Origin of the sequence: Vibrio sp. 10N.237.312.B06, assembly GCF_041464685.1 — a bacterium.
Taxonomy (GTDB): Bacteria; Pseudomonadota; Gammaproteobacteria; order Enterobacterales; family Vibrionaceae; genus Vibrio; species Vibrio tasmaniensis_A.
The window spans coordinates 40,593-61,020 of record NZ_JBFSPI010000020.1; the positions used below are offsets into that span (position 1 = coordinate 40,593).

Consider the following 20,428-nt stretch of genomic DNA (forward strand, 5'->3'; position numbering starts at 1 on the left):
AAAGCAAATGCGAGTAATACTTGGCCCTATGGAGGGCGTTTTAGACCATCTAATGCGTGAAATTCTCACAGAGATCAATGATTACGATCTCTGTGTGACGGAATTTGTGCGCGTAGTTGATCAACTTCTTCCTCCGCATGTTTTTCACCGTATTTGCCCTGAATTGCATCAAGGCTCTCAAACCATGGCTGGTGTTCCAATCCATCTCCAGCTTCTAGGACAACACCCAAATTGGATGGCCGAGAATGCTTTTCAAGCTGCTAGTTTAGGCGCTAAAGGCATTGATCTTAATTTTGGTTGCCCTGCAAAAGCGGTAAACAAAAGTAATGGCGGTGCGTCACTGCTAAAAGAACCAGAACTCATCTATCAAGTGGTGAAGTCTTGTCGAGATGCGGTGCCAGCACACATTCCCGTATCTGCAAAAATTCGATTGGGTTGGGAGCACCCGGAAGAGTGCTTTGAAATTGTCGACGCTATCGAACAAGCAAAGGCAGACGAACTCACTGTGCATGCAAGAACCAAAGTTGGCGGCTATAAAGCCAGCGAAATTAAATGGGATTACATCAATCAAATAAGAGAAAAAACGTCTCTACCTTTGATTGCTAATGGGGAAATCTGGAACTATCAAGATGGTCAAGATTGCATAGAAGCCACTGGCGTCGATTCATTGATGGTCTGTCGTGGCGCTTTCAACATTCCAAATCTTGGCAACGTCGTTAAGCACAACCACCCAAAAATGCCGTGGAATAAAGTCATCGAACTTTTGCTACGCTATTCAGAGTTTCAAATAAAAGGGGACAAAGGCATGTACTACCCCAATAGAGTGAAGCAGTGGTTTGTTTATCTAAGTAAAGGCTACCCTGAAGCGAACGAACTATTTAAAGAAATTCGCACTTTCAAGAAAGCGCCACCTATTGTGGAGCGCCTTCAGCGTTATCAAGAGGAACATCGCCAAACTGTGTGAGTTAGTTCCCCTTCTTCTCTAACATAGAAGTTCAATAGCGTGGTTAAAATACGATGCGGTCTTTACCTGTCGTCTTAGCCACGTACAACTTTTCATCCGCGTGTTTGAATATCTCTTCAAAGCTTAGGTTATTATGCTCAGCTTCAGTAATACAAACACCACCAGAGACAGTAAAACCATTAGGTACAATGTTAGCTGAGTTCGCACAGACAGCATTTTTAACACGCTCTAATGTCCTCATTAACGTTTCACGATCATCACCTTTAAGATAAACGACAAACTCTTCACCACCAAACCTTGCTGCTACATCACTACTTCGAATGCTATTACTTATCTGGCGGGACATGTAGCGAATAACATCATCCCCTTTGTCATGCCCAAAGGTATCATTAATCAACTTGAAATTATCAATGTCAAATACAGTCAAGGCGAATAACTGGTCATGCTCCACACTGCGCCAAAAAGCTTCCAATCCTCTGCGATTTAGCAGCCCGGTCATCGGATCTTTAGCTGCTAGCTCTTTGAAGTAACCACGTTCAATATTGGAGTTAACGAAGAAAAAGAGCGTTACAGAGAATAGATATACGATGATAGCGACAATCAGACTGTCTTTCTCGTAGACAAAAAAGTGCTCCACCTCTTTGGCAAAATCTAATTCGTAGTACATCGCGTGATGAGAGGTGACTCCTTCCAGTTGTATCGCGCGATAGAAAGTAGCGCTATCAACCGGATTAACCAAGGTGGTATCAATAATATCGATTCTACCGGCTAAGTGCTCATTCGAACTCGCAAGCAATTTACTGGCGTCAATCTCAACAGAAAGCATTCCTTGATGTATCCCCTTATGAAACACCGGAATCGTCATGCTTATCATACGGTCAAGAGAGTCAAATCGATACGCAGGACCCGTTAAAGTCAATTGTTCTGGATTGTTGGCGGTTCTTTGCCAATACGGGCGGCTTTTTATGGTCGAAAGTAGTTCTTTCCCTAGCTCTTTAGCAAAGTCTTCTGGCGAAGAGATCACATACCCACGAGTATCAATAAAGTGTACGCCGTTGTGATATTCATCAAGCTGGGACAAAAATGAAAGAATTGGCGCTAGAGCAATTTTTTCTGACGCACTTTTATAGCTATCACTGGTTTCATTACAAAGGGGTTCTTGACCAACCAACATATAGTCGATATCGACAGAGGGGATATCTGCGGTTTTTCCGTCAGCAAGAAGTAATACGTCAATGGGCCAAATTCGGCAAAGACCATCAACCACTTGCTTATTGTGATCAAGGAAAAGAGGGTTTCCTGATTTGTAGTAATTAGAGAAGCTGTAATCTAGAGCGGTAACAATTTTGGTCGTTCGTTTAAACACTTCTTCAATACGCTGAAACTCACTGCTGATGTCTTTTTCAACCGCATCAAAATAATTTTTTCCTATCAGCCCAAGTAACATGGTCGCGATCACAGCGGGAAAGCCGAAGACAAAGGTAAGGCTAAAGTGCCTATTTACTTTCATAGAATGTGCTCTTAGCGCTCAGTTATTTTCATTAGTTCCATTAATATTATGACATTAATCGACAGCCCTCTCGATGTAAAATAATGTAAGTTGGTATTAACGATGCACCTATCGGGTAAATAACTACTTAAAAATGAATAAAATAGATCGCAGCTAATGGTGAGAGTCGACTAATGTTGTTCATTATGATGGTTTAAGTCCCTGTTAACAAAGTGACTTATCAAACATGATTTTTTTGATGTAAATACCTATTAACGACTGACTATCGCACGATCAACCACAGACTTAGGTAGCGTCAAACCAAGCATACGAGCGGCATCTAGGTTAACTACCAACTGAGAGCTTTGAGCTGTTTTGACATTCAACTTCCCTGGTTTTTGTCCGTTCAAAATAGCGGCCACATAATCAGCGGTCTGCACCCCGACGTCATAGTAATCTAGACCTAATCCAGCGATTGCTCCCTTGCCAACATAAGACGTTGCTCCTGCAACCACGGGTGTGCCAGTTTGGTTTGCAGCATTTATAAGTCCTTCGATACCGCTTGCCACCGTGTTATCAGTTAGTGCGTAGATAACATCAGATCTCTTAGCCACGGATGCTGTTTTTTCTTCTACATCATCGATGGTCAACGCTTTTTCAGTATGCAAAGTAAAGCCAAAGTCTCGTGTTGCCTGCTTTAACAGCCCTACTAAAGCAACAGCATTTGCCTCTGCTGGGTTATAAACCACACCGACTGAAACTGCATTGGGGAGTAGCTCTTTAATAAGAGATACATGTTGGGAAATAGGTGATAAGTCAGAAAGGCCTGTGACATTTCGTCCCGGCTTTTCCAGTTGTTTGACTAGCCTAGCGCCGATAGGATCGGTAACCGCAGTAAACACGATAGGAATAGAGCGAGTCGCCGAAACTAGGGCTTGTGAAGTCGGTGTTGCAATACCAACCAATACATGAGGATTTTCACTGACAAGCTCTCTGGCAATTTTGGCGGCTTGCGCTGGATTTCCGTCCGCCATTTCATAAGAAAACTCTAAGTTCTTACCAGGTTCATAACCTTTAGCTCTTAATCCTTCAAGAAGCCCTAGACGTGTTGCATTCAGATCTGGATGGTCAATAACTTGTGAAACCGAAACTTTGGCAACATTCGCCATTACATTGCTTGTCCATAGCAACAACAGACAACTTACGACCGCTGCCAATACCTTTTTTACAGAACTCATTATCGCTCCCTGAATCAAGCTCTACTCGTTATTGCTCGCTCAAAGAGAACAACATCACTATTGATATTATTAACAATAACCATTGATAACTTGAAGTTATATTTAACAAAAACACAACAAGGCTCGAAAAATGCGTGAAATAGCGAGAGGCAGAATTTGAAAGGTAAGAAACTACATGAGTAGTAAGAGAAAAAAGGAATGAGGGGAGCGAGATGAATAAAAACGAAGTGAAAATATTAAAGTCAAACCTGAGAACAAACCATCAATGAAGAATAGTTGCTCTCAGACAAGAGGAGAGTTGAAACTCATTAGAACCAACGTTCCATTGAGGATTTATCTAGCTGACGAAATGCGCGATTTAAAATGATCGCCAATTCTTTATAACGAGGGCGCGACTTCATTGGCTCTAACGCAAAACCCGTTTCAGTGATCTTCTCATGAAGTTCGCGATACCACGAGACTAGCGCAGGTGGAAGTTGTGTGTTTGAGCGATTACCTAACCACCACATGCCTTGAAGCGGTAAGCTGATTGCAAACAAAGCCATGACCACAGCTTGTGGCATCGCTTGGTAATTATTAAAGACCATTTGTGTAAGAACACTAATAGCAGCAATCGCAGGCATCACTTTCACGCCAAAACGGGTCGCTTTAATAATGCGCTGTTCTGGGAAGATCGCGTTTAACTCTTTTCGGACGGGCCAGAGATCCATGTACTTTTGGCCATCTTTTAAACTACTAGCTAAACCAACTCTATTGCTCATATGAGTCTCCCATTAAAAAAAAGTTGAAATCATCAACTAAAAACACAAAAATTTGACGAAAAATAATATTCTTTCAAATTTTTTTGTTATATTTGCACAATATCGCTATTATTTGCAGGCCTCAATCTCATTGTTGCCCTTATTTACAATTTAAGCAACTTTGAGAAGACTTCTGCAAGGAATGCACAAGCCTCTTTTTGATAAAGAGCGCTTTCACTTTATACGGAAATTAACGTTTTTTTGACCAAGGTTAGTACGCAAGCCTATGTGCTTCGACTATTCTTGAGATTAATTTTCATCCTTAACTGATTTCGATCAGAAAAATAAACAGGTAGTCATTAATGTCTAAGCTAGTTTTAGTTTTAAACTGTGGTAGTTCTTCTCTTAAATTTGCTGTAGTTGACGCAGTATCTGGTGACGAGCATCTAACAGGTCTTGCAGAATGTCTGCATCTTCCTGAAGCTCGTATCAAGTGGAAACTTGATGGTAAACACGAAGCTCAACTAGGTAATGGCGCAGCACACGAAGAAGCACTAGCCTTCATGGTAGAAACTATTCTTGCTTCTAAGCCAGAACTTTCTGAAAACCTTGCAGCAATCGGTCACCGTGTTGTGCATGGTGGTGAAAACTTTACTTCATCAGCACTAATCACTGATGAAGTAATTAAAGGTATCGAAGATGCAGCGACTTTCGCTCCTCTTCACAACCCTGCGCACCTTATCGGTATTAAAGCAGCTCAAAAATCATTCCCAGCACTAAAAAACGTTGCTGTATTTGATACTGCTTTCCACACGACAATGCCAGAAGAAGCTTACCTATACGCGCTTCCATACAACCTATACACAGATCACGGTATTCGTCGTTACGGTGCACATGGTACATCTCACCTATTTATTACTCGTGAGTGTGCCACGCTTCTAGACAAACCTATTGAAGAAGTTAACATCATTAACTGTCACCTAGGTAACGGCGCATCTGTTTGTGCAGTCAAGAATGGCCAATCTGTAGATACTTCTATGGGCCTTACTCCTCTTGAAGGTCTTGTAATGGGTACTCGCTGTGGCGACCTTGACCCTGCTGTTATGTTCCACCTACATGACAAACTTGGCATGAGCGTTGATGAAATCAACACAATGTTCACTAAAGAGTCTGGCCTACAAGGTCTAACTCAAGTAACTTCTGACTGTCGTTTCGTTGAAGACAACTACGGCGAGAAAGAAGAAGCTACTCGTGCAATGGACGTATTCTGTCACCGTCTAGCTAAATACGTTGCAAGCTACACTGCAACCCTAGAAGGTCGCCTTGACGCTATCGTATTCACTGGTGGCATCGGTGAAAACTCAGCGCCAATCCGTGAAATGGTTCTTAACCGTCTTGCATTCTTCGGTATCGAAGTAGATAGCGCAGCTAACCTTAAAGCTCGTTTCGGCGGCGAAGGTACTATCACGACTGAAAACAGCCGTGTACCAGCAATGGTTATCTCTACTAATGAAGAGCTAGTGATTGCAGAAGATACAGCTGAACTAGCAGGTCTTTAATCGAATTTTCTGACTAGCTTCACTCGACGCTAGTCAGATTTTTATCTAAGAAAAATGGGGCTCAACTTTTATTCCTACCCCTATATAAATGTTGGTAGGAACAGGAGTTGAGCTTTTTTCATTCCAATAGTTAAAGGTACTCCTCAATGTCCCGTACTATTATGCTTATCCCTACAAGCGCTGGTGTTGGTCTTACTAGTGTAAGCATGGGTGTTCTTCGCGCGATGGAGCGCAAAGGCGTAAGTGTTTCGTTCTACAAACCAATCGCTCAACCTCGTAGCGGTGGCGATCAACCAGATCTAACATCAACTATCATTAGCACAAACAGCGACATCAAGATTGGTGAACCAATTGCGATGACTAAAGCTGAAGCGTTGATCGGTAGTGAAAAAATGGATGTACTTCTTGAATCTGTTGTTGAGCAATACAACAAAATCAACAAAGACGCTGAAGTAACGCTAATCGAAGGCCTAGTCCCTACTCGTAAGCACCCGTTTGCAAACCAAGTGAACGCAGAAATCGCAAAAACGCTTGGCGCAGAGATCGTATTCGTTGCGACTCCTGGTACTGACAACCCTACGCAACTTAAAGAGCGTATCGAAGTAGCATGTTCTAACTTCGGCGGTACAAAAAACAAGAATATCAAAGGCGTAATCATCAACAAGCTTAATGCTCCTGTTGATGAAGCTGGTCGTACTCGCCCTGACCTATCTGAAATCTTTGATGATGCAGACAGCGCTCAGCAAGCGAACCTTGAAGTAATGCAAATCTTCAATTCTAGCCCTATCCGTGTTCTTGGCTGTGTGCCATGGAGCATCGACCTAATCGCAACTCGTGCGGTTGATATGGCTAAGCACCTTAACGCTGAAATCGTTAACGAAGGTGAAATCTCAACTCGTCGTATTAAGAGCATCACTTTCTGTGCACGTTCTCTACCGCACATGATTGAGCACTTCAAGCCAGGTTCACTGCTAGTAACTTCTGCAGACCGTCCTGACGTTATCGTTGCTGCGGCTCTTGCTGCGAAAAACGGTGTTGAGATTGGCGCAATCCTACTGACTGGCGGTTACGACATTCCAGAAAGTATTGCTAACCTTTGTGCACCAGCATTCGCTTCAGGTCTACCGATCTTCAAAGCTCAAGGTAACACTTGGCAGACGTCTCTAAACCTACAGAGCTTCAACCTAGAAGTTCCTGCAGACGATAAAGAGCGTATCGAGTTCGTTAACGATCACGTTGCAAGCCACATTGATGGCCCTTGGATTGATTCTCTATCTGAAGGTACTCAAGGCATCCGTCGTCTAAGCCCACCAGCATTCCGTTACCAGCTAACTGAATTTGCTCGTAAAGCGGCTAAGCGCATCGTTCTTCCTGAAGGTGACGAGCCACGTACAGTTAAAGCTGCGGCTATCTGTGCTGAGCGCGGTATCGCAACGTGTGTACTTCTAGGTAACCCTGAAGAAATCCGTCGTGTTGCTGCACAACAAGGTGTTGAGCTAGGCGCTGGCGTTGAGATCATCGACTCTGCATCAGTTCGCGAAAACTACGTAGCTCGTCTAGTAGAACTTCGTGGCGCTAAAGGTATGACTGAAGTTGTCGCTCGTGAGAAGCTAGACGATTCAGTATTCCTAGGTACTATGATGCTTGAAGCTGGTGAAGTTGACGGCCTAGTTTCTGGTGCTGTTCACACTACGGCGAACACAATCGTTCCTCCGTTCCAGATCATCAAGACAGCACCCGATGCTTCTATCGTATCTTCAATCTTCTTCATGCTTCTACCTGATCAAGTTCTGGTATACGGTGACTGTGCGATCAACCCAGATCCAACAGCTGAACAGCTTGCTGAAATCGCTATCCAATCTGCAGATTCTGCTGCGGCATTCGGTATCGACCCACGCGTTGCTATGATCTCTTACTCTACTGGTGAATCTGGTAAAGGTGCAGACGTAGATAAAGTACGTGAAGCAACCAAACTTGCTCAAGCGAAACGTCCTGATCTTGTGATCGACGGTCCTCTTCAGTACGACGCAGCAATCATGGAAAACGTAGCCGCTTCTAAAGCGCCAAACTCTCCAGTTGCAGGTAAAGCGACAGTATTCGTATTCCCAGACCTAAACACGGGTAACACGACTTACAAAGCGGTACAGCGTTCAGCAGATCTAGTGTCTATCGGTCCAATGCTTCAAGGTATGCGCAAGCCAGTAAATGACTTGTCACGTGGCGCTCTAGTAGACGATATCGTTTACACTGTAGCTCTAACGGCTATCCAAGCAGACCAAGCAGCTCAAGCTGAAGAAAAAGTAATTAACTAATTACATTTTCTCGTTCTTAAATGCTTTAAAAGTATCAAAGCCTATGCAATTTGCATGGGCTTTTTATCGTCGAAAATTGGTCGAAATGACAAACCTCGCTCTATTCGTACGCCACCCAATAACTGTATTTTCACTTTTAGCTAAACCACTGATTTATCAAGTTGTCTTTTTCTTTCCTTTCTATTATTAACCTACCGTACGTTTATCTGAAAAGTGCGATCTTTGACGTTTTTATTCTTCGCAATGATGATTTGTTTTGTTATATTATTTTACATAATAAATAAACTTCTTTGTATTTCATAACACTATGACGTCAGATACTCGGCTGATCACGTTGATCAAATGGCTCCCAGTTAGCTTTATCGCACTTTTTTCACTCGTACTAATTTCTTCATTTCTGTACAACTCACACCTGTCTAACCAAAAACAATTAGTTAGAGCTGAGCAACTATTTAAAGATCAGCACAAACAATTGCTTAAAAGCCAAGTCGACGTAGCAAAAAGCCAAGTTCTCTATTTAAAATCAACCACCGAGTCAGAACTAAAACAAGTCGTAAAAGAACGATTAGAAGAAGCACATCGAATCTCTACTCGTCTCTACGAAGACAACAGATCACAGCCAAGAGAAATAATCGAATCCATCATTAAAAGTGCGTTAAAAGACATTCGCTTCAATAGTGATCGTGGTTACCTTTTTATTGTTGATCGCCAAGCTAAAGGCATCATGCACCCATTCTAGCCCCACCTCGAAGGACAGGACCTTTCCACGCTTAAAGATACGCGAGGCACTCCCATAGTCACAGAAATGGTCAAACTGTCACTAGAGAAGAAAACAAGCTTTTATAGGTGGTGGTTTCACAAACCAGGTGATAACAAGACAGAGTACGAAAAAATTGGATATTCTGTCTACTTTGAACCACTAGACTGGGTTATAAGCTCCGGTGATTATGTCGTTGATGTTGAAAGTGACCTAAAACAACAATCATTAAATTGGCTGAAAAACTTAACGCTTCCTGGTTCTGATCAGCTTTTCGTACTCGACAAGCAAGGCGTATTTTTGGCGCACGAGTCGCAAGAACTCATTGGGTCAAAACATCCTACATTTCAGTTAATTATTCAAAGTCAAAACTCAACTAATTCACTCCAAGAACGATTTATCAGCCTCGATAACGGGTTGGCTAACAATCGTTCGCAAGACACCATTAACTATGTAGCAAAAATTCCAGACTGGGAGTGGTATATCGTTGGTAGTGCTTATACCCAAGCCATTGAACAATACTCTATCGCACACAAACTGGTCACCGAAGAATCACTAAAGCACGATACGATTGAACTCATCATTTATAGTGCAGCAAGCTTCCTAACTTTGCTGGTCATTAGTTTCTATATGGGTAATGCCATCGCACGACGTTTTACTACCTTCCAAAACAGAATTAAACATGACTTCCATAAACTAGAGCAGAACCGTAAAGAACTCTCTTACTTGGCTCACCACGACTCACTCACCGGTCTTTACAACCGAACTGCATTAAAAGAGAGCTTTGCGGTCATACAAGAAAGAAACATACAAAATACGACTAAAATCGCTGTACTTTTTATCGACCTAGATGATTTTAAAAATATTAACGACGCTCATGGTCATGGCTATGGGGATCAACTGCTCAAAAACATTGCTCAAACTCTACAACATTTAACTGAGCCGAATGAAATGTATTTCCGTTTTGGCGGTGATGAGTTTATTGCGATTATAGACAATCTACCGACAGCTGAATCTTTGACACCAATTCTTAACAAGATTAAGCAGGCAATCGAACGCTCATACAATATCAAAGGGGAAAGCCTATCAATTAAGACAAGCATCGGCGTATCCTTATCCCCCGATCATGCTGACAATATAGAAATGTTAATCTCTAAAGCTGATATGGCACTCTATTTCGCGAAACGTACAAGCAAAGGCATTATTCAATTATTTAACGAGTCTATTTCTGATGATATTCACAGTAAACTCGAGATTGAGAACGCGCTTAATTCTGCTTTAAATAACGAAGAACTGTACGTTCACTATCAACCTCAAGTCGACGTACATTCAGGTGTAGTGTTAGGGGTAGAAGCGCTCTGTCGTTGGCAAAACAAAAAGTTAGGATTTATTCCACCTGACGTATTTATCAGCATGGCGGAAAAAACGAATATAATTAATGACATTACGTTCTTTGTCGCTGAAACTAGCATGCGCCATATTAGCAATATCAATAGTAAGCAGGGGGTCTCTCTATCGTTGTCTATCAACCTATCTCCAGCAGTGTTTACTCAGCATAACTTGGTTGAACGCTTCTCAGAGCTTGCTGCCAAATACGCATTTACACCAGCCAAGATCAAAATTGAGATTACAGAAAGTGTACTAGTTGAAGATCTGCAAGCCGTCACGCGGGTAATGAACCGCTTCCAAGCACTAGGTATGCAAGTTTCCATCGACGATTTCGGTACGGGTTATTCATCATTAAGCTATATTGCCTCCCTGCCGATCAATGAGATCAAGATAGATAAATCATTTATAGATACTATTGATACCGATGAGAGGCAATTTGCACTGGTTGAAGCGATTACTTCTCTAGCAAGTATTTTCAATTTCGACTTGGTCGTGGAAGGTATTGAGACTCAAACACAGTTGCAGTCTATTAAGCAATTGTACTGTAGCGCAGTTCAGGGCTACTACTACTCACGTCCGGTAAGCGCAACAGACCTCGTTAAGTATCTAGAGCTACAAAATCAAAGAGAAGCCTTTGAAGTGTAATTCGATATCAGCCTGACCCTATATTCCGGTAAGTTAAATTAAATAACTGCGTTTATGGGGTGACTCTAAATCAAGGTAAGGCCCTTTGGGGACAACTTGAGTCGGATTAATGCCTGTATGGCTGTAATAATAGTGGCGCTTGATGTGATAAAAATCGGTCGTCTCTTTAATGCCTTCGAACTGGTAGAGCTCTTTTAAGTAGCCCTGAATATGGACGTAGTCTGAAATTCGCTGCTTATTACACTTAAAGTGCCCAACATAAACGGCATCAAATCGAACCAGAGTGGTAAACAAGCGCCAATCCGCTTCTGTAATCTCGTTACCCGCTAAATAGCGATGTTCGCTAAGGTGAGCGTCTACTTTGTCTAAGGCTTCAAATAACGCATCATACGCTTCTTCGTAGGCTTCTTGTGTCGTTGCAAAGCCCGTTCGGTACACACCGTTGTTAATGTTTGGGTAGATATAGTCATTCCACTCATCAATCTTCTTTGCCAGTTCCCACGGATAGTAATCATCGGTGTTGCCTGTCAGTTCATTAAACTCTGAGTTAAACATACGGATAATCTCAGACGACTCGTTACTCACAATGGTGTTAGTCTTTTTATCCCACAACACAGGCACCGTCACTCTACCCGAGTAGTCAGGTTTGGCTTGAGTGTAGATTTGATGCATGCGCGTATGGCCGAACAGAGGTTCAGGTAACCCCATTTGCCAACCATCACTCATCATGTCTGGGCAAACCACCGTCACGTCAATGTGATCGGTTAGGTCTTTAAGCTCTCGGAAGATAAGGGTGCGGTGCGCCCAAGGGCAAGCCAATGATACGTACAAGTGATAACGGCCGCTTTCAGGCTGAAACTGCGCGGACGCTTTATTCTCTACCCAGTGACGAAAGCCTGCATCTTCACGAACAAACTTGCCACCACTTTCTTTGGTGTCGTACCAAACATCATGCCAAACACCTTCAACTAACTTGCCCATATCCAAACCTCTGTCATCCAAAATTTTTTATACCAATCACAGTAAGTAAATGTTCAGAAATAGCGCAGAGAAAAGGCTTGAGAACAAGGAAGAATTTTTCTGTTAGTAGTTATTCTACAATCAAAAATTCTAACGCCGTTATCGAGCGTTTTAACAAGCTAGGATGAGCAGTTATTTACTACGATTGGTATTAGTATAAAAAAAGCCAACTTTTTCAAAACTAGAAGAAGTTGGCTTAGTTGTTCAAATAATTTGATGAAGGTGAAGATCCTCGAATACGTAAGCATAAAAAAAGCGCAACCTATAAAAAGTTGCGCTTAAGCCTGTCACAGGCTGAACCGTATCAAACGGGTTCTAGACTTGTACGTGCAAGCAAGATACTGCGTGTACGTCATCGCCTTGAATGGTTGGCTTGGTTTGCGCGCAGGCCTCGGTTGCTTCAGGGCAACGAGTACGGAACACACAACCCGATGGTGGGTTGATTGGCGATGGTAAATCACCTTCCAACATCTGAATCGTTTTGCTGCGCTCTAAGCGAGGGTCTGGAATTGGAACTGCAGACATCAATGCTTTGGTATATGGGTGCTTAGGATCTGAGAACAAGGCATCTGATTCACCTAGCTCAACAGCATTACCTAAGTACATCACCAATACACGGTCAGAAATGTGTTTAACAACCGACAAATCGTGCGCGATGAATACCAAAGACAAACCCAACTCTTTCTGTAGTTCCATAAGAAGGTTAACTACTTGAGCTTGGATAGAGACATCCAGAGCAGAAACCGGCTCATCACAGATGATCATCTTAGGTTTCAAGATAAGTGCACGCGCGATACCGATACGTTGACACTGGCCACCAGAGAATTCATGTGGGTAACGGTTGATTACGTTGGGTAGTAGACCAACCTTTGCCATCATCTCTTTAACGCGATCTTTCACTTCCTGTTTAGAAAGCTCTGGATAGAAAGTCTCTAGAGGCTCAGCAATGATGTCCCCGACTGACATACGTGGGTTAAGCGATGCTAATGGGTCTTGGAAGATCATCTGAATCTCTTTACGAGTCTCACGACGTTTCACTTCCTGCATCTTAGTCAGGTCTTGACCTAACCACATAACTTCGCCTTCAGTTGCCTCAACTAAACCAATAATTGCGCGCGCAAATGTTGATTTACCACAGCCAGACTCACCTACTACACCTAGCGTTTCGCCTTCGTACAGATGAACATCCACACCATCAACGGCTTTAAGGTTTGATGGTTTCGCCCAAGGCCAAGCAGACTTAGCCGCAATGCTAAAGTGAACTTTTAGGTCTTTAATATCTAATAGTAATTCTTTACTCATTTTGTCCAAGTCTCCCAATCTGAAAAACAAGCACGCTGACGGTCTTTAGCAAATGGCTGTAAAATCGGTGCTTCTTGCTTACAACGGTCCATTACACGGTGACAGCGGTCTTGGTAAGGACAACCTGTTGGTAGGCGAAGTAAGTTAGGTGGGTTACCTGGAATCGTCGGTAGAATTTCACCTTCGGTATCCAAACGAGGAATCGCTTTAAGCAGGCCTTCCGCATAAGGGTGGCTTGGCTCGTAGAAGATTTCATCAACCGTGCCATATTCCATTGTACGACCTGCGTACATCACCAGTACTTTGTCACATGAGCCAGCAACAACACCCAAATCATGGGTGATCATGATGATTGCCGTATTGAACTCATCTTTAAGTTCGTTCAGCAATTCCATGATTTGCGCTTGAATGGTTACATCCAGTGCCGTTGTTGGTTCATCAGCGATAAGCAATTTAGGACGACACAGCAAAGCCATTGCAATCATCACACGTTGACGCATACCGCCAGAAAATTCGTGTGGATACATGGTAATACGTTTACGTGCTTCAGGGATTTTCACCGCTTCCAGCATACGTACTGATTCTTCGAACGCTTCCGCTTTGCCCATGCCTTTATGCAGCATAAGAACTTCCATCAACTGATCACATACTTTCATGTAAGGATTCAGTGACGTCATTGGATCTTGGAAGATCATCGCGATCTGTTCAGCGCGAACTTTGTTCAGTGCTTTCTCAGGTAGATTGAGAATCTCATTACCTTCAAACTTTGCACTGCCTGAGATGATGCCGTTCTTAGCCAGCAGTCCCATCAGTGCAAATACCGTTTGAGATTTACCCGAACCCGACTCACCAACAATACCCAGCGTTTCGCCTTGATTGAGTGAGAAGTTCAGGTCGTTTACTGCGGTTACGATACCATCTTGCGTGGTAAATTCGACGCGCAGATCTTTGACATCTAATAAGCTCATTATTGCTTCCTTAATCTTTTATAGCTTTTAATTGCTATTTCTTTATCTGTCTTTTGGATCAAGCGCGTCGCGCAGACCATCACCTACGTAGTTAAAGCAGAACAGCGTAACTACCATGAATGCCGCTGGGAATGCCAGTTGCCAAATAGCAACTTCCATTGTTTGCGAGCCTTCTTGTAACAGCGCGCCCCAACTTGTCATAGGCTCTTGAACACCAAGACCAAGGAAAGATAAGAATGATTCAGTAAGGATCATGCTTGGAATAAGGAGCGTTGAGTAAACCGCAACAATACCCAATACGTTCGGTACGATATGACGTGTAATGATTTTCCATTTACTGACACCACATACGTGCGCAGCCTCAATGAACTCTTTACTACGTAAACTCAACGTTTGGCCACGTACAATACGCGCCATATCGAGCCAAGCAATCGCACCGATAGCAACAAAGATAAGTACAATATTACGACCAAAGAATGTTACCAATACGATCACAAGGAACATGAATGGTACTGCGTACAAGATCTCTAGGATACGCATCATCACTCGGTCAGTACGACCGCCAATGAAACCGGAAGCTGCACCATAAAGCGTACCAATCAGTACCGCTACAAATGCACCCATCACACCAACCATAAGAGAAATACGGCCGCCGATCATCGTACGAACGTATAAGTCTCGACCTAAACTGTCGGTACCAAACCAGTGATCCGCATTTGGGCCTACGTGCATTGCGTACCAGTCAGTATCATCGTAAGCATGCTGCGCCAACATAGGTAAGAAGATTACCGAAAGCACCATGATAATTAGAATGAACAGACTGATCATTGCCGCTTTGTTGCGCATAAAACGAATACGCGCATCTTGCCACAAACTACGACCTTCAATTTCCAAATTCTCAGAGAATTTTTCGATCGCTTCTAAGTTTTCTTTTTTCTTCAACATAACCATGCGTCCCTGCTAGTAGCGAATTTTCGGGTCAATAAGCGCTAGTAAAATATCAACGATAGCGTTGAACAAGATGAATAGGAAACCAATCAAAATGGTTACACCCATTACTAACGAGTAGTCACGGTTAAACGCGGCGTTAACAAACAGCTTACCGATTCCCGGTAGACCGAAGATGGTTTCAACAACAACTGAACCTGTGATGATACCTACGAACGCAGGCCCCATATATGAAACAACAGGTAGCATTGCTGGCTTAAGCGCATGTTTAAGAACGATATAACGGTAACTCAGACCTTTAGCACGAGCAGTACGGATAAAGTTACTGTTTAGAGTTTCAATCATGCTACCGCGAGTGATACGAGCAAAGGTAGCTACATATAGAAGAGACATCGCAATAACAGGTAGCACGATGTACGCGAAGGTGCCGCCATGCCAACCACCTGCTGGGAATATATTCCAGTGCAGGGAGAAAAGGTAAATAAGCGCTGGTGCCAACACGAAGGATGGCATCACCACCCCGAGCATGGCTGTCGACATTATGGTGTAGTCGACCCAGGTATTGTGCTTCAACGCGGCTATAGTACCGACGGTGACCCCCATAATTAGCGTAAAGATAAAGGCAACGAAGCCTACCTTCGCAGATACTGGAAGTGCTACAGCAATCAGCTCATTTACTGTGTAATCTTGATATTTGAAAGATGGACCAAAATCACCCTGAAGGATGTTGGTTAAGTACGTGGTGTACTGTTCAAATACTGGTTTATCTAAGCCGTATTTAGCTTCGATGTTAGCCATAACTTCTGGCGGTAATGGACGCTCGCTTGAAAACGGGTTACCCGGTGCGAAACGCATGAGAAAGAAAGATATAGTGATCAACACCAACATCGTTGGAATCGCTTCAAATATCCTTTTCATAATGAATTTAAGCATAAACTCACTCTTTCAGTCTGTGACAATTAAAATTAGAAAGACGCTACATGCGCGCCCTGCGCATGTAGTGTCTGTATCGTTATAGTTATATTAACTTTTTAGAATCGAAGCTTATTGAGCCTTGATGTATAAGTCTTTCGAGAAGATCTTATCTTCCGCGTTGTTCGTAGGGAAGCCACCAACGTGCGGATTTAGTAGACGTGATTTCACGTATTGATAGATAGGTGCGATAGGCATATCGTTAGCCATTAGCGCCTCAGCTTCAAGATAAAGTGCTTTACGCTCTTCTTCTGAAGTCGAGTTCAGTGCTTTATCAATGATTTTATCGTAAGCCGCGCTGTCGTAGTGAACACCACCGGTAGTGTTGTTACTCTTCATTAGCGTAAGGAATGACGACGCTTCATTGTAGTCACCACACCAACCAGCACGAGCTACTTCGAAGTCACCAGAATCTTTAGAAGATAGGTAAGTTTTCCACTCTTGGTTTTCAAGTGTAACTTTAAGACCCAGTGTTTTCTTCCACATAGAACCTAGTGCTACAGCAATCTTCTTGTGGTTTTCAGAAGTGTTGTAAAGTAGGTTGAAGTTTAGTGGATTGTCTTTGCCGTAACCCGCTTCTTCAAGAAGACGAGCCGCTTCTACGTTACGTTCTTTTTGAGACATTGTACCGTACTGAGGAAGCTCAGGATCGAAGCCCGCTGTGATTTCAGGCGTCAGGAAATACGCTGGTTTTTGACCTTGCGCTAAGATAGCGCCAGTCACGATGTCACGGTCAATTGCGTAAGAGATAGCCTTACGTACGCGAACGTCATCAAATGGAGCTTTCTTCGTGTTGAAGATGTAGTAGTAAGTACACAAGTTACCTGCTACAGATACGTCTTCTGCGTGCTCTTTCTTAAGACGCTTGAAGTGCTCAGTTGGAAGTTCATTTGTGAAGTCGATTTCACCAGATAGGAAACGGTTCATTTCCGCAACTTGGTTTTCGATTGGTAGGAAGGTTACTTTGTTTAGAACAGTTTTATCGTTGTTCCAGTATTGGTCGTTACGCTTTAGAACTAGACGTTCGTTAACAACCCACTTATCAACAGAGAATGCGCCGTTACCTACGAAGTTACCCGGCTTGGTCCATTGGTCACCGAATTTTTCAACAGTTGCTTTGTGTACTGGCTTCACTGTTGTGTGGCCCATCATCATTACGAAGTATGGTACCGCTGTTTCTAATTCAACAACAAGTGTGTTTGCATCTACAGCTTTAACGCCGAGTTCACTCTTGTCTTTCTTACCCGCTACGATGTCTTTCGCATTCACCATCTTGGTATATTCCATGTACCAAGCGTATGGAGAAGCAGTGGCAGGATCAACTGCACGTTTCCAGCTGTAAACAAAATCTTCAGCTGTTACAGGATCGCCGTTAGACCATTTTGCATCTTTGCGTAGGTGGAAAGTGAATGTTTTGTTGTCTGTCGTTTCCCAGCTCTCAGCAACACCAGGGATAGTATTACCTTCACCGTCCTGGTTCACTAGACCTTCTAGAAGATCACGAATTACGTGAGATTCTGGTACACCTTGAGATTTGTGTGGGTCGATAGTCGCAACTTCAGTACCGTTACCGCGAACAAGTTCCTGAACTTTTGCTAGTTCTGTACCTGCTGGAACTTCAGCAGCGATAGAAAGAGTAGAAGTGGCAGCCACTGCCAAACCAGCACCGAGAAGAAGGGCCTGAGTGATTTTATTCTTGTACATTTAATAAACTCCAAGTTTTTCGTATTGCATCCATGACTTCTTTGCTAAGTTCACTGAACGGCAGTGATTTAGATTTATTTAGCTTAAAATATAAGCATAAAAATCTAAAACCTTACAAAGATTGAGGCACACACTATCAACCATTGAAGTAATTTGCCATAAACAAGTCGCAAAAAATCGGATAATTCTCCGAAATACTCAAGGTATCAGTGTAAATATCTAATAAAATCCTAATGAATAGTGAGTTACACATAGGGATTTATTAAATAACAGCCTTTAGTGTTGATGTATCTGTATTGATACTTTTTTTTAGCATCTTATGCTAGAACATCTTTGATAAGTTAACATTAATGCCACATTAAATCTAAGTGCACATCACATATCCCCTAAATAGACTGTACTATTTGTGAGGGTTATCACTTTATACAAAACAGCATAATGCACTGCACCAAAACAGATGCAGAGCTGCACCAGTACAGAAAAAATAAGCCAAAGAATTTATATGCAACTTGAATGACTAATCATTTAATAAATACCCTATTTTTTATAAATGACTTTGTTGCACGCACAAAAAAACCGACGTTCAACGTCGGCCTTATTACCTAAGTCCTAACCTGAAATGCGTTATCACGTTAAGGACGAAACATTATTTGGGATAATTTACTTTTCCCAGCGCTCTGCAGCTTTGGTATCAGAATCGCGAGAATCAACCCAGCGAGTTGTTTCAGTGGTACGTTCTTTTTTCCAAAACGGCGCTTTAGTTTTGAGGAAGTCCATAACAAACTCACACGCTTCGAAGGCAGCCCCTCGGTGCGCACTGGATACACCAACGTAAACAATCTGGTCACCGATATCTAGATCACCAACACGGTGAATCACTCGCATCTTCTGAATAGGCCAGCGCGCTTCAGCTTGATCACAGATCTCGCTCAGCGACTTCTCTGTCATACCCGGATAGTGCTCTAGAGACAAACCAATCACGTTGTCGCCAAGGTTCATGTCGCGAACTTTACCAACAAACGTCACTACCGCTCCTGCAGCTGTGCCTTGAGCTAGATAATCGTATTCGTCACCCACAGAAAAATCTTCTGCCGTAACTAGTACTCTTGGATCAATAACTCGAGAGTCGTTCATGGCTAACCTCCAGTAACAGGTGGGAAGAAAGCCACTTCATCGCCGTCTTTCACTTCAGTTGTCAAAGGTACGATTGATTGGTTAAGTGCAGCCAGAAGTTTGCCCTCCTCCAATGCGATATCCCATTTGCCTTCTTGTGTTACAAGGTGGCTGCGAATCGCTTCAATAGTATTGAATTGTGCATCGACTTCTAGGCTATCGACACCGACAAGTTCACGAGTTTGAGCAAAGAACAGTACAGTAATCATGATTCCACCTTGAAGTGACCAGATTTACCACCCGTCTTCTCTAACAGGCGTACATTTTCGATAACAATGTCTTTTTGAACAGCTTTACACATATCGTAAATCGTTAGCGCAGCAACGGAAGCAGCCGTAAGCGCTTCCATCTCAACGCCCGTCTTACCCGCAAGTTTACAAACAGATTCAATGCGAACCTTGTTTTCAGACTCGATAGCTTCTAGCTGCACTTCTACTTTAGTTAGTAGTAGAGGGTGACACAGTGGAATCAAGTCCCACGTCTTCTTCGCTGCTTGGATGCCAGCAATACGTGCCGTCGCAAAAACATCACCCTTATGGTGGCTACCAGAAACAATCAGTTCTAGCGTTTCTGCTGACATTTGAACGAAAGCTTCCGCTCTCGCTTCGCGTACAGTTTCCGCTTTAGCCGACACATCGACCATGTTCGCTTCACCAGACGCGTTAATGTGAGTAAATTGGCTCATGCTCAAACCACCTTATACAGAAAGATGTGGCATGAAGTTACAAGGACGGTGGCTAGCATCCATCTGTTGCTTAATGATCTTAGTCCAACCTGTACGGCACGCACCTGTAGAACCTGGCATCGCAAAGATAACCGTGTGGTTAGCAAAACCCGCGATTGCACGCGATTGAATCGTCGAAGTACCGATCTCTTCGTAAGACACTTGGCGGAATAGCTCACCAAAGCCTTCTACTTCTTTGTCGAACAGTGGCTTAAGTGCTTCTGGGGTGCTGTCACGAGAAGTGAAACCCGTACCGCCCGTGATCATGATCGCTTGGACGCTGTCATCAGCAATCCACTGAGATACGATCGCACGGATCTTGTACATGTCATCGATAACAATTTGCTTATCAACCACGTTGTGACCAGCTTCCTTAGCGTGCTCAGCTAGGTAACCACCTGACGTGTCATTTTCTTCTGTACGAGTATCTGAAACCGTTAGTACTGCGATGTTTGCTGCTTGGAATTTGCTTTCTGCGTGACCCATTTGTTCACCTATATAAATTTTTTAATTATTAGACTTAT

At 43.0% G+C, this 20,428-nt stretch carries 17 protein-coding genes and 1 pseudogene; 5 read left to right on the top strand and 13 right to left on the bottom strand.

Going from position 1 to position 20,428, the window contains the following annotated elements; all coding sequences use genetic code 11:
- Window positions 1-7: 7 nt before the first annotated feature.
- Window positions 8-964 carry a tRNA dihydrouridine(16) synthase DusC gene (dusC, locus tag AB6C75_RS07700; protein ID WP_017099046.1) on the top strand — a complete coding sequence of 319 codons (957 nt, stop codon included), beginning with the start codon at window positions 8-10 and terminating at the stop codon, window positions 962-964.
- Window positions 965-1,007: 43 nt separating this feature from the next.
- Here dusC and AB6C75_RS07705 read toward each other — a convergent pair whose 3' ends face one another.
- From AB6C75_RS07705 to yfbV, 3 genes are all read right to left on the bottom strand, one after another.
- Window positions 1,008-2,474, bottom strand: coding sequence for a sensor domain-containing diguanylate cyclase (locus AB6C75_RS07705; RefSeq protein ID WP_017102829.1), 1,467 nt, complete (start codon window positions 2,472-2,474; stop codon window positions 1,008-1,010).
- Between the two features lie 251 nt (window positions 2,475-2,725).
- Window positions 2,726-3,691, bottom strand: a complete 966-nt coding sequence (locus AB6C75_RS07710; RefSeq protein WP_372107505.1) for an ABC transporter substrate-binding protein — start codon at window positions 3,689-3,691, stop codon at window positions 2,726-2,728.
- A 308-nt stretch (window positions 3,692-3,999) separates the two neighbouring features.
- On the bottom strand, window positions 4,000-4,452 hold the full coding sequence (gene yfbV / locus AB6C75_RS07715) for a terminus macrodomain insulation protein YfbV (protein ID WP_017099049.1): 453 nt from the start codon (window positions 4,450-4,452) through the stop codon (window positions 4,000-4,002).
- A gap of 341 nt (window positions 4,453-4,793) precedes the next feature.
- Here yfbV and AB6C75_RS07720 point away from each other — a divergent pair, with 341 nt between their 5' ends.
- The 4 genes and pseudogenes from AB6C75_RS07720 to AB6C75_RS07735 all read left to right on the top strand — a co-directional run bounded on the left by AB6C75_RS07720 (window position 4,794) and on the right by AB6C75_RS07735 (window position 11,093).
- On the top strand, window positions 4,794-5,990 hold the full coding sequence (locus AB6C75_RS07720) for an acetate kinase (RefSeq protein ID WP_017099050.1): 1,197 nt from the start codon (window positions 4,794-4,796) through the stop codon (window positions 5,988-5,990).
- Window positions 5,991-6,136: 146 nt separating this feature from the next.
- Window positions 6,137-8,302: a phosphate acetyltransferase gene (gene pta / locus AB6C75_RS07725; protein ID WP_371701323.1), complete on the top strand. Its 2,166-nt coding sequence runs from the start codon at window positions 6,137-6,139 to the stop codon at window positions 8,300-8,302.
- Between the two features lie 307 nt (window positions 8,303-8,609).
- Window positions 8,610-9,563: pseudogene (locus tag AB6C75_RS07730) on the top strand (cache domain-containing protein); the annotation flags it as partial.
- Between the two features lie 126 nt (window positions 9,564-9,689).
- The gene (locus AB6C75_RS07735) at window positions 9,690-11,093 is read left to right on the top strand and encodes a putative bifunctional diguanylate cyclase/phosphodiesterase (RefSeq protein WP_372107510.1); all 1,404 of its coding nucleotides are present in this window, start codon (window positions 9,690-9,692) and stop codon (window positions 11,091-11,093) included.
- Window positions 11,094-11,126: 33 nt separating this feature from the next.
- Here AB6C75_RS07735 and AB6C75_RS07740 read toward each other — a convergent pair whose 3' ends face one another.
- The 10 genes from AB6C75_RS07740 to moaB all read right to left on the bottom strand — a co-directional run bounded on the left by AB6C75_RS07740 (window position 11,127) and on the right by moaB (window position 20,390).
- Window positions 11,127-12,074, bottom strand: coding sequence for a glutathione S-transferase family protein (locus AB6C75_RS07740; RefSeq protein WP_372107506.1), 948 nt, complete (start codon window positions 12,072-12,074; stop codon window positions 11,127-11,129).
- A 354-nt stretch (window positions 12,075-12,428) separates the two neighbouring features.
- Entirely contained in the window at window positions 12,429-13,415 is a 987-nt protein-coding gene (gene oppF / locus AB6C75_RS07745) for a murein tripeptide/oligopeptide ABC transporter ATP binding protein OppF (RefSeq protein ID WP_372107507.1), read from the bottom strand.
- Window positions 13,412-14,383 carry an ABC transporter ATP-binding protein gene (locus AB6C75_RS07750; RefSeq protein WP_017078105.1) on the bottom strand — a complete coding sequence of 324 codons (972 nt, stop codon included), beginning with the start codon at window positions 14,381-14,383 and terminating at the stop codon, window positions 13,412-13,414. The genes oppF and AB6C75_RS07750 overlap by 4 nt, the downstream gene beginning before the upstream one ends.
- A gap of 42 nt (window positions 14,384-14,425) precedes the next feature.
- Complete coding sequence (gene oppC, locus AB6C75_RS07755) at window positions 14,426-15,328, bottom strand: oligopeptide ABC transporter permease OppC (protein WP_009848636.1); 903 nt, start codon at window positions 15,326-15,328, stop codon at window positions 14,426-14,428.
- A gap of 15 nt (window positions 15,329-15,343) precedes the next feature.
- Window positions 15,344-16,264: an oligopeptide ABC transporter permease OppB gene (oppB, locus tag AB6C75_RS07760; protein WP_012603542.1), complete on the bottom strand. Its 921-nt coding sequence runs from the start codon at window positions 16,262-16,264 to the stop codon at window positions 15,344-15,346.
- 111 nt (window positions 16,265-16,375) lie between these two features.
- Entirely contained in the window at window positions 16,376-18,007 is a 1,632-nt protein-coding gene (locus AB6C75_RS07765; protein WP_372107508.1) for an ABC transporter substrate-binding protein, read from the bottom strand.
- Window positions 18,008-18,667: 660 nt separating this feature from the next.
- The gene (gene moaE / locus AB6C75_RS07770; RefSeq protein WP_122046997.1) at window positions 18,668-19,141 is read right to left on the bottom strand and encodes a molybdopterin synthase catalytic subunit MoaE; all 474 of its coding nucleotides are present in this window, start codon (window positions 19,139-19,141) and stop codon (window positions 18,668-18,670) included.
- A 2-nt stretch (window positions 19,142-19,143) separates the two neighbouring features.
- Window positions 19,144-19,389, bottom strand: a complete 246-nt coding sequence (gene moaD, locus AB6C75_RS07775) for a molybdopterin synthase sulfur carrier subunit (protein WP_009848640.1) — start codon at window positions 19,387-19,389, stop codon at window positions 19,144-19,146.
- Window positions 19,386-19,865, bottom strand: coding sequence for a cyclic pyranopterin monophosphate synthase MoaC (gene moaC, locus AB6C75_RS07780; RefSeq protein WP_004734026.1), 480 nt, complete (start codon window positions 19,863-19,865; stop codon window positions 19,386-19,388). The genes moaD and moaC overlap by 4 nt, the downstream gene beginning before the upstream one ends.
- A gap of 12 nt (window positions 19,866-19,877) precedes the next feature.
- Window positions 19,878-20,390 carry a molybdenum cofactor biosynthesis protein B gene (moaB, locus tag AB6C75_RS07785; RefSeq protein ID WP_010437177.1) on the bottom strand — a complete coding sequence of 171 codons (513 nt, stop codon included), beginning with the start codon at window positions 20,388-20,390 and terminating at the stop codon, window positions 19,878-19,880.
- Window positions 20,391-20,428 lie beyond the last annotated feature (38 nt).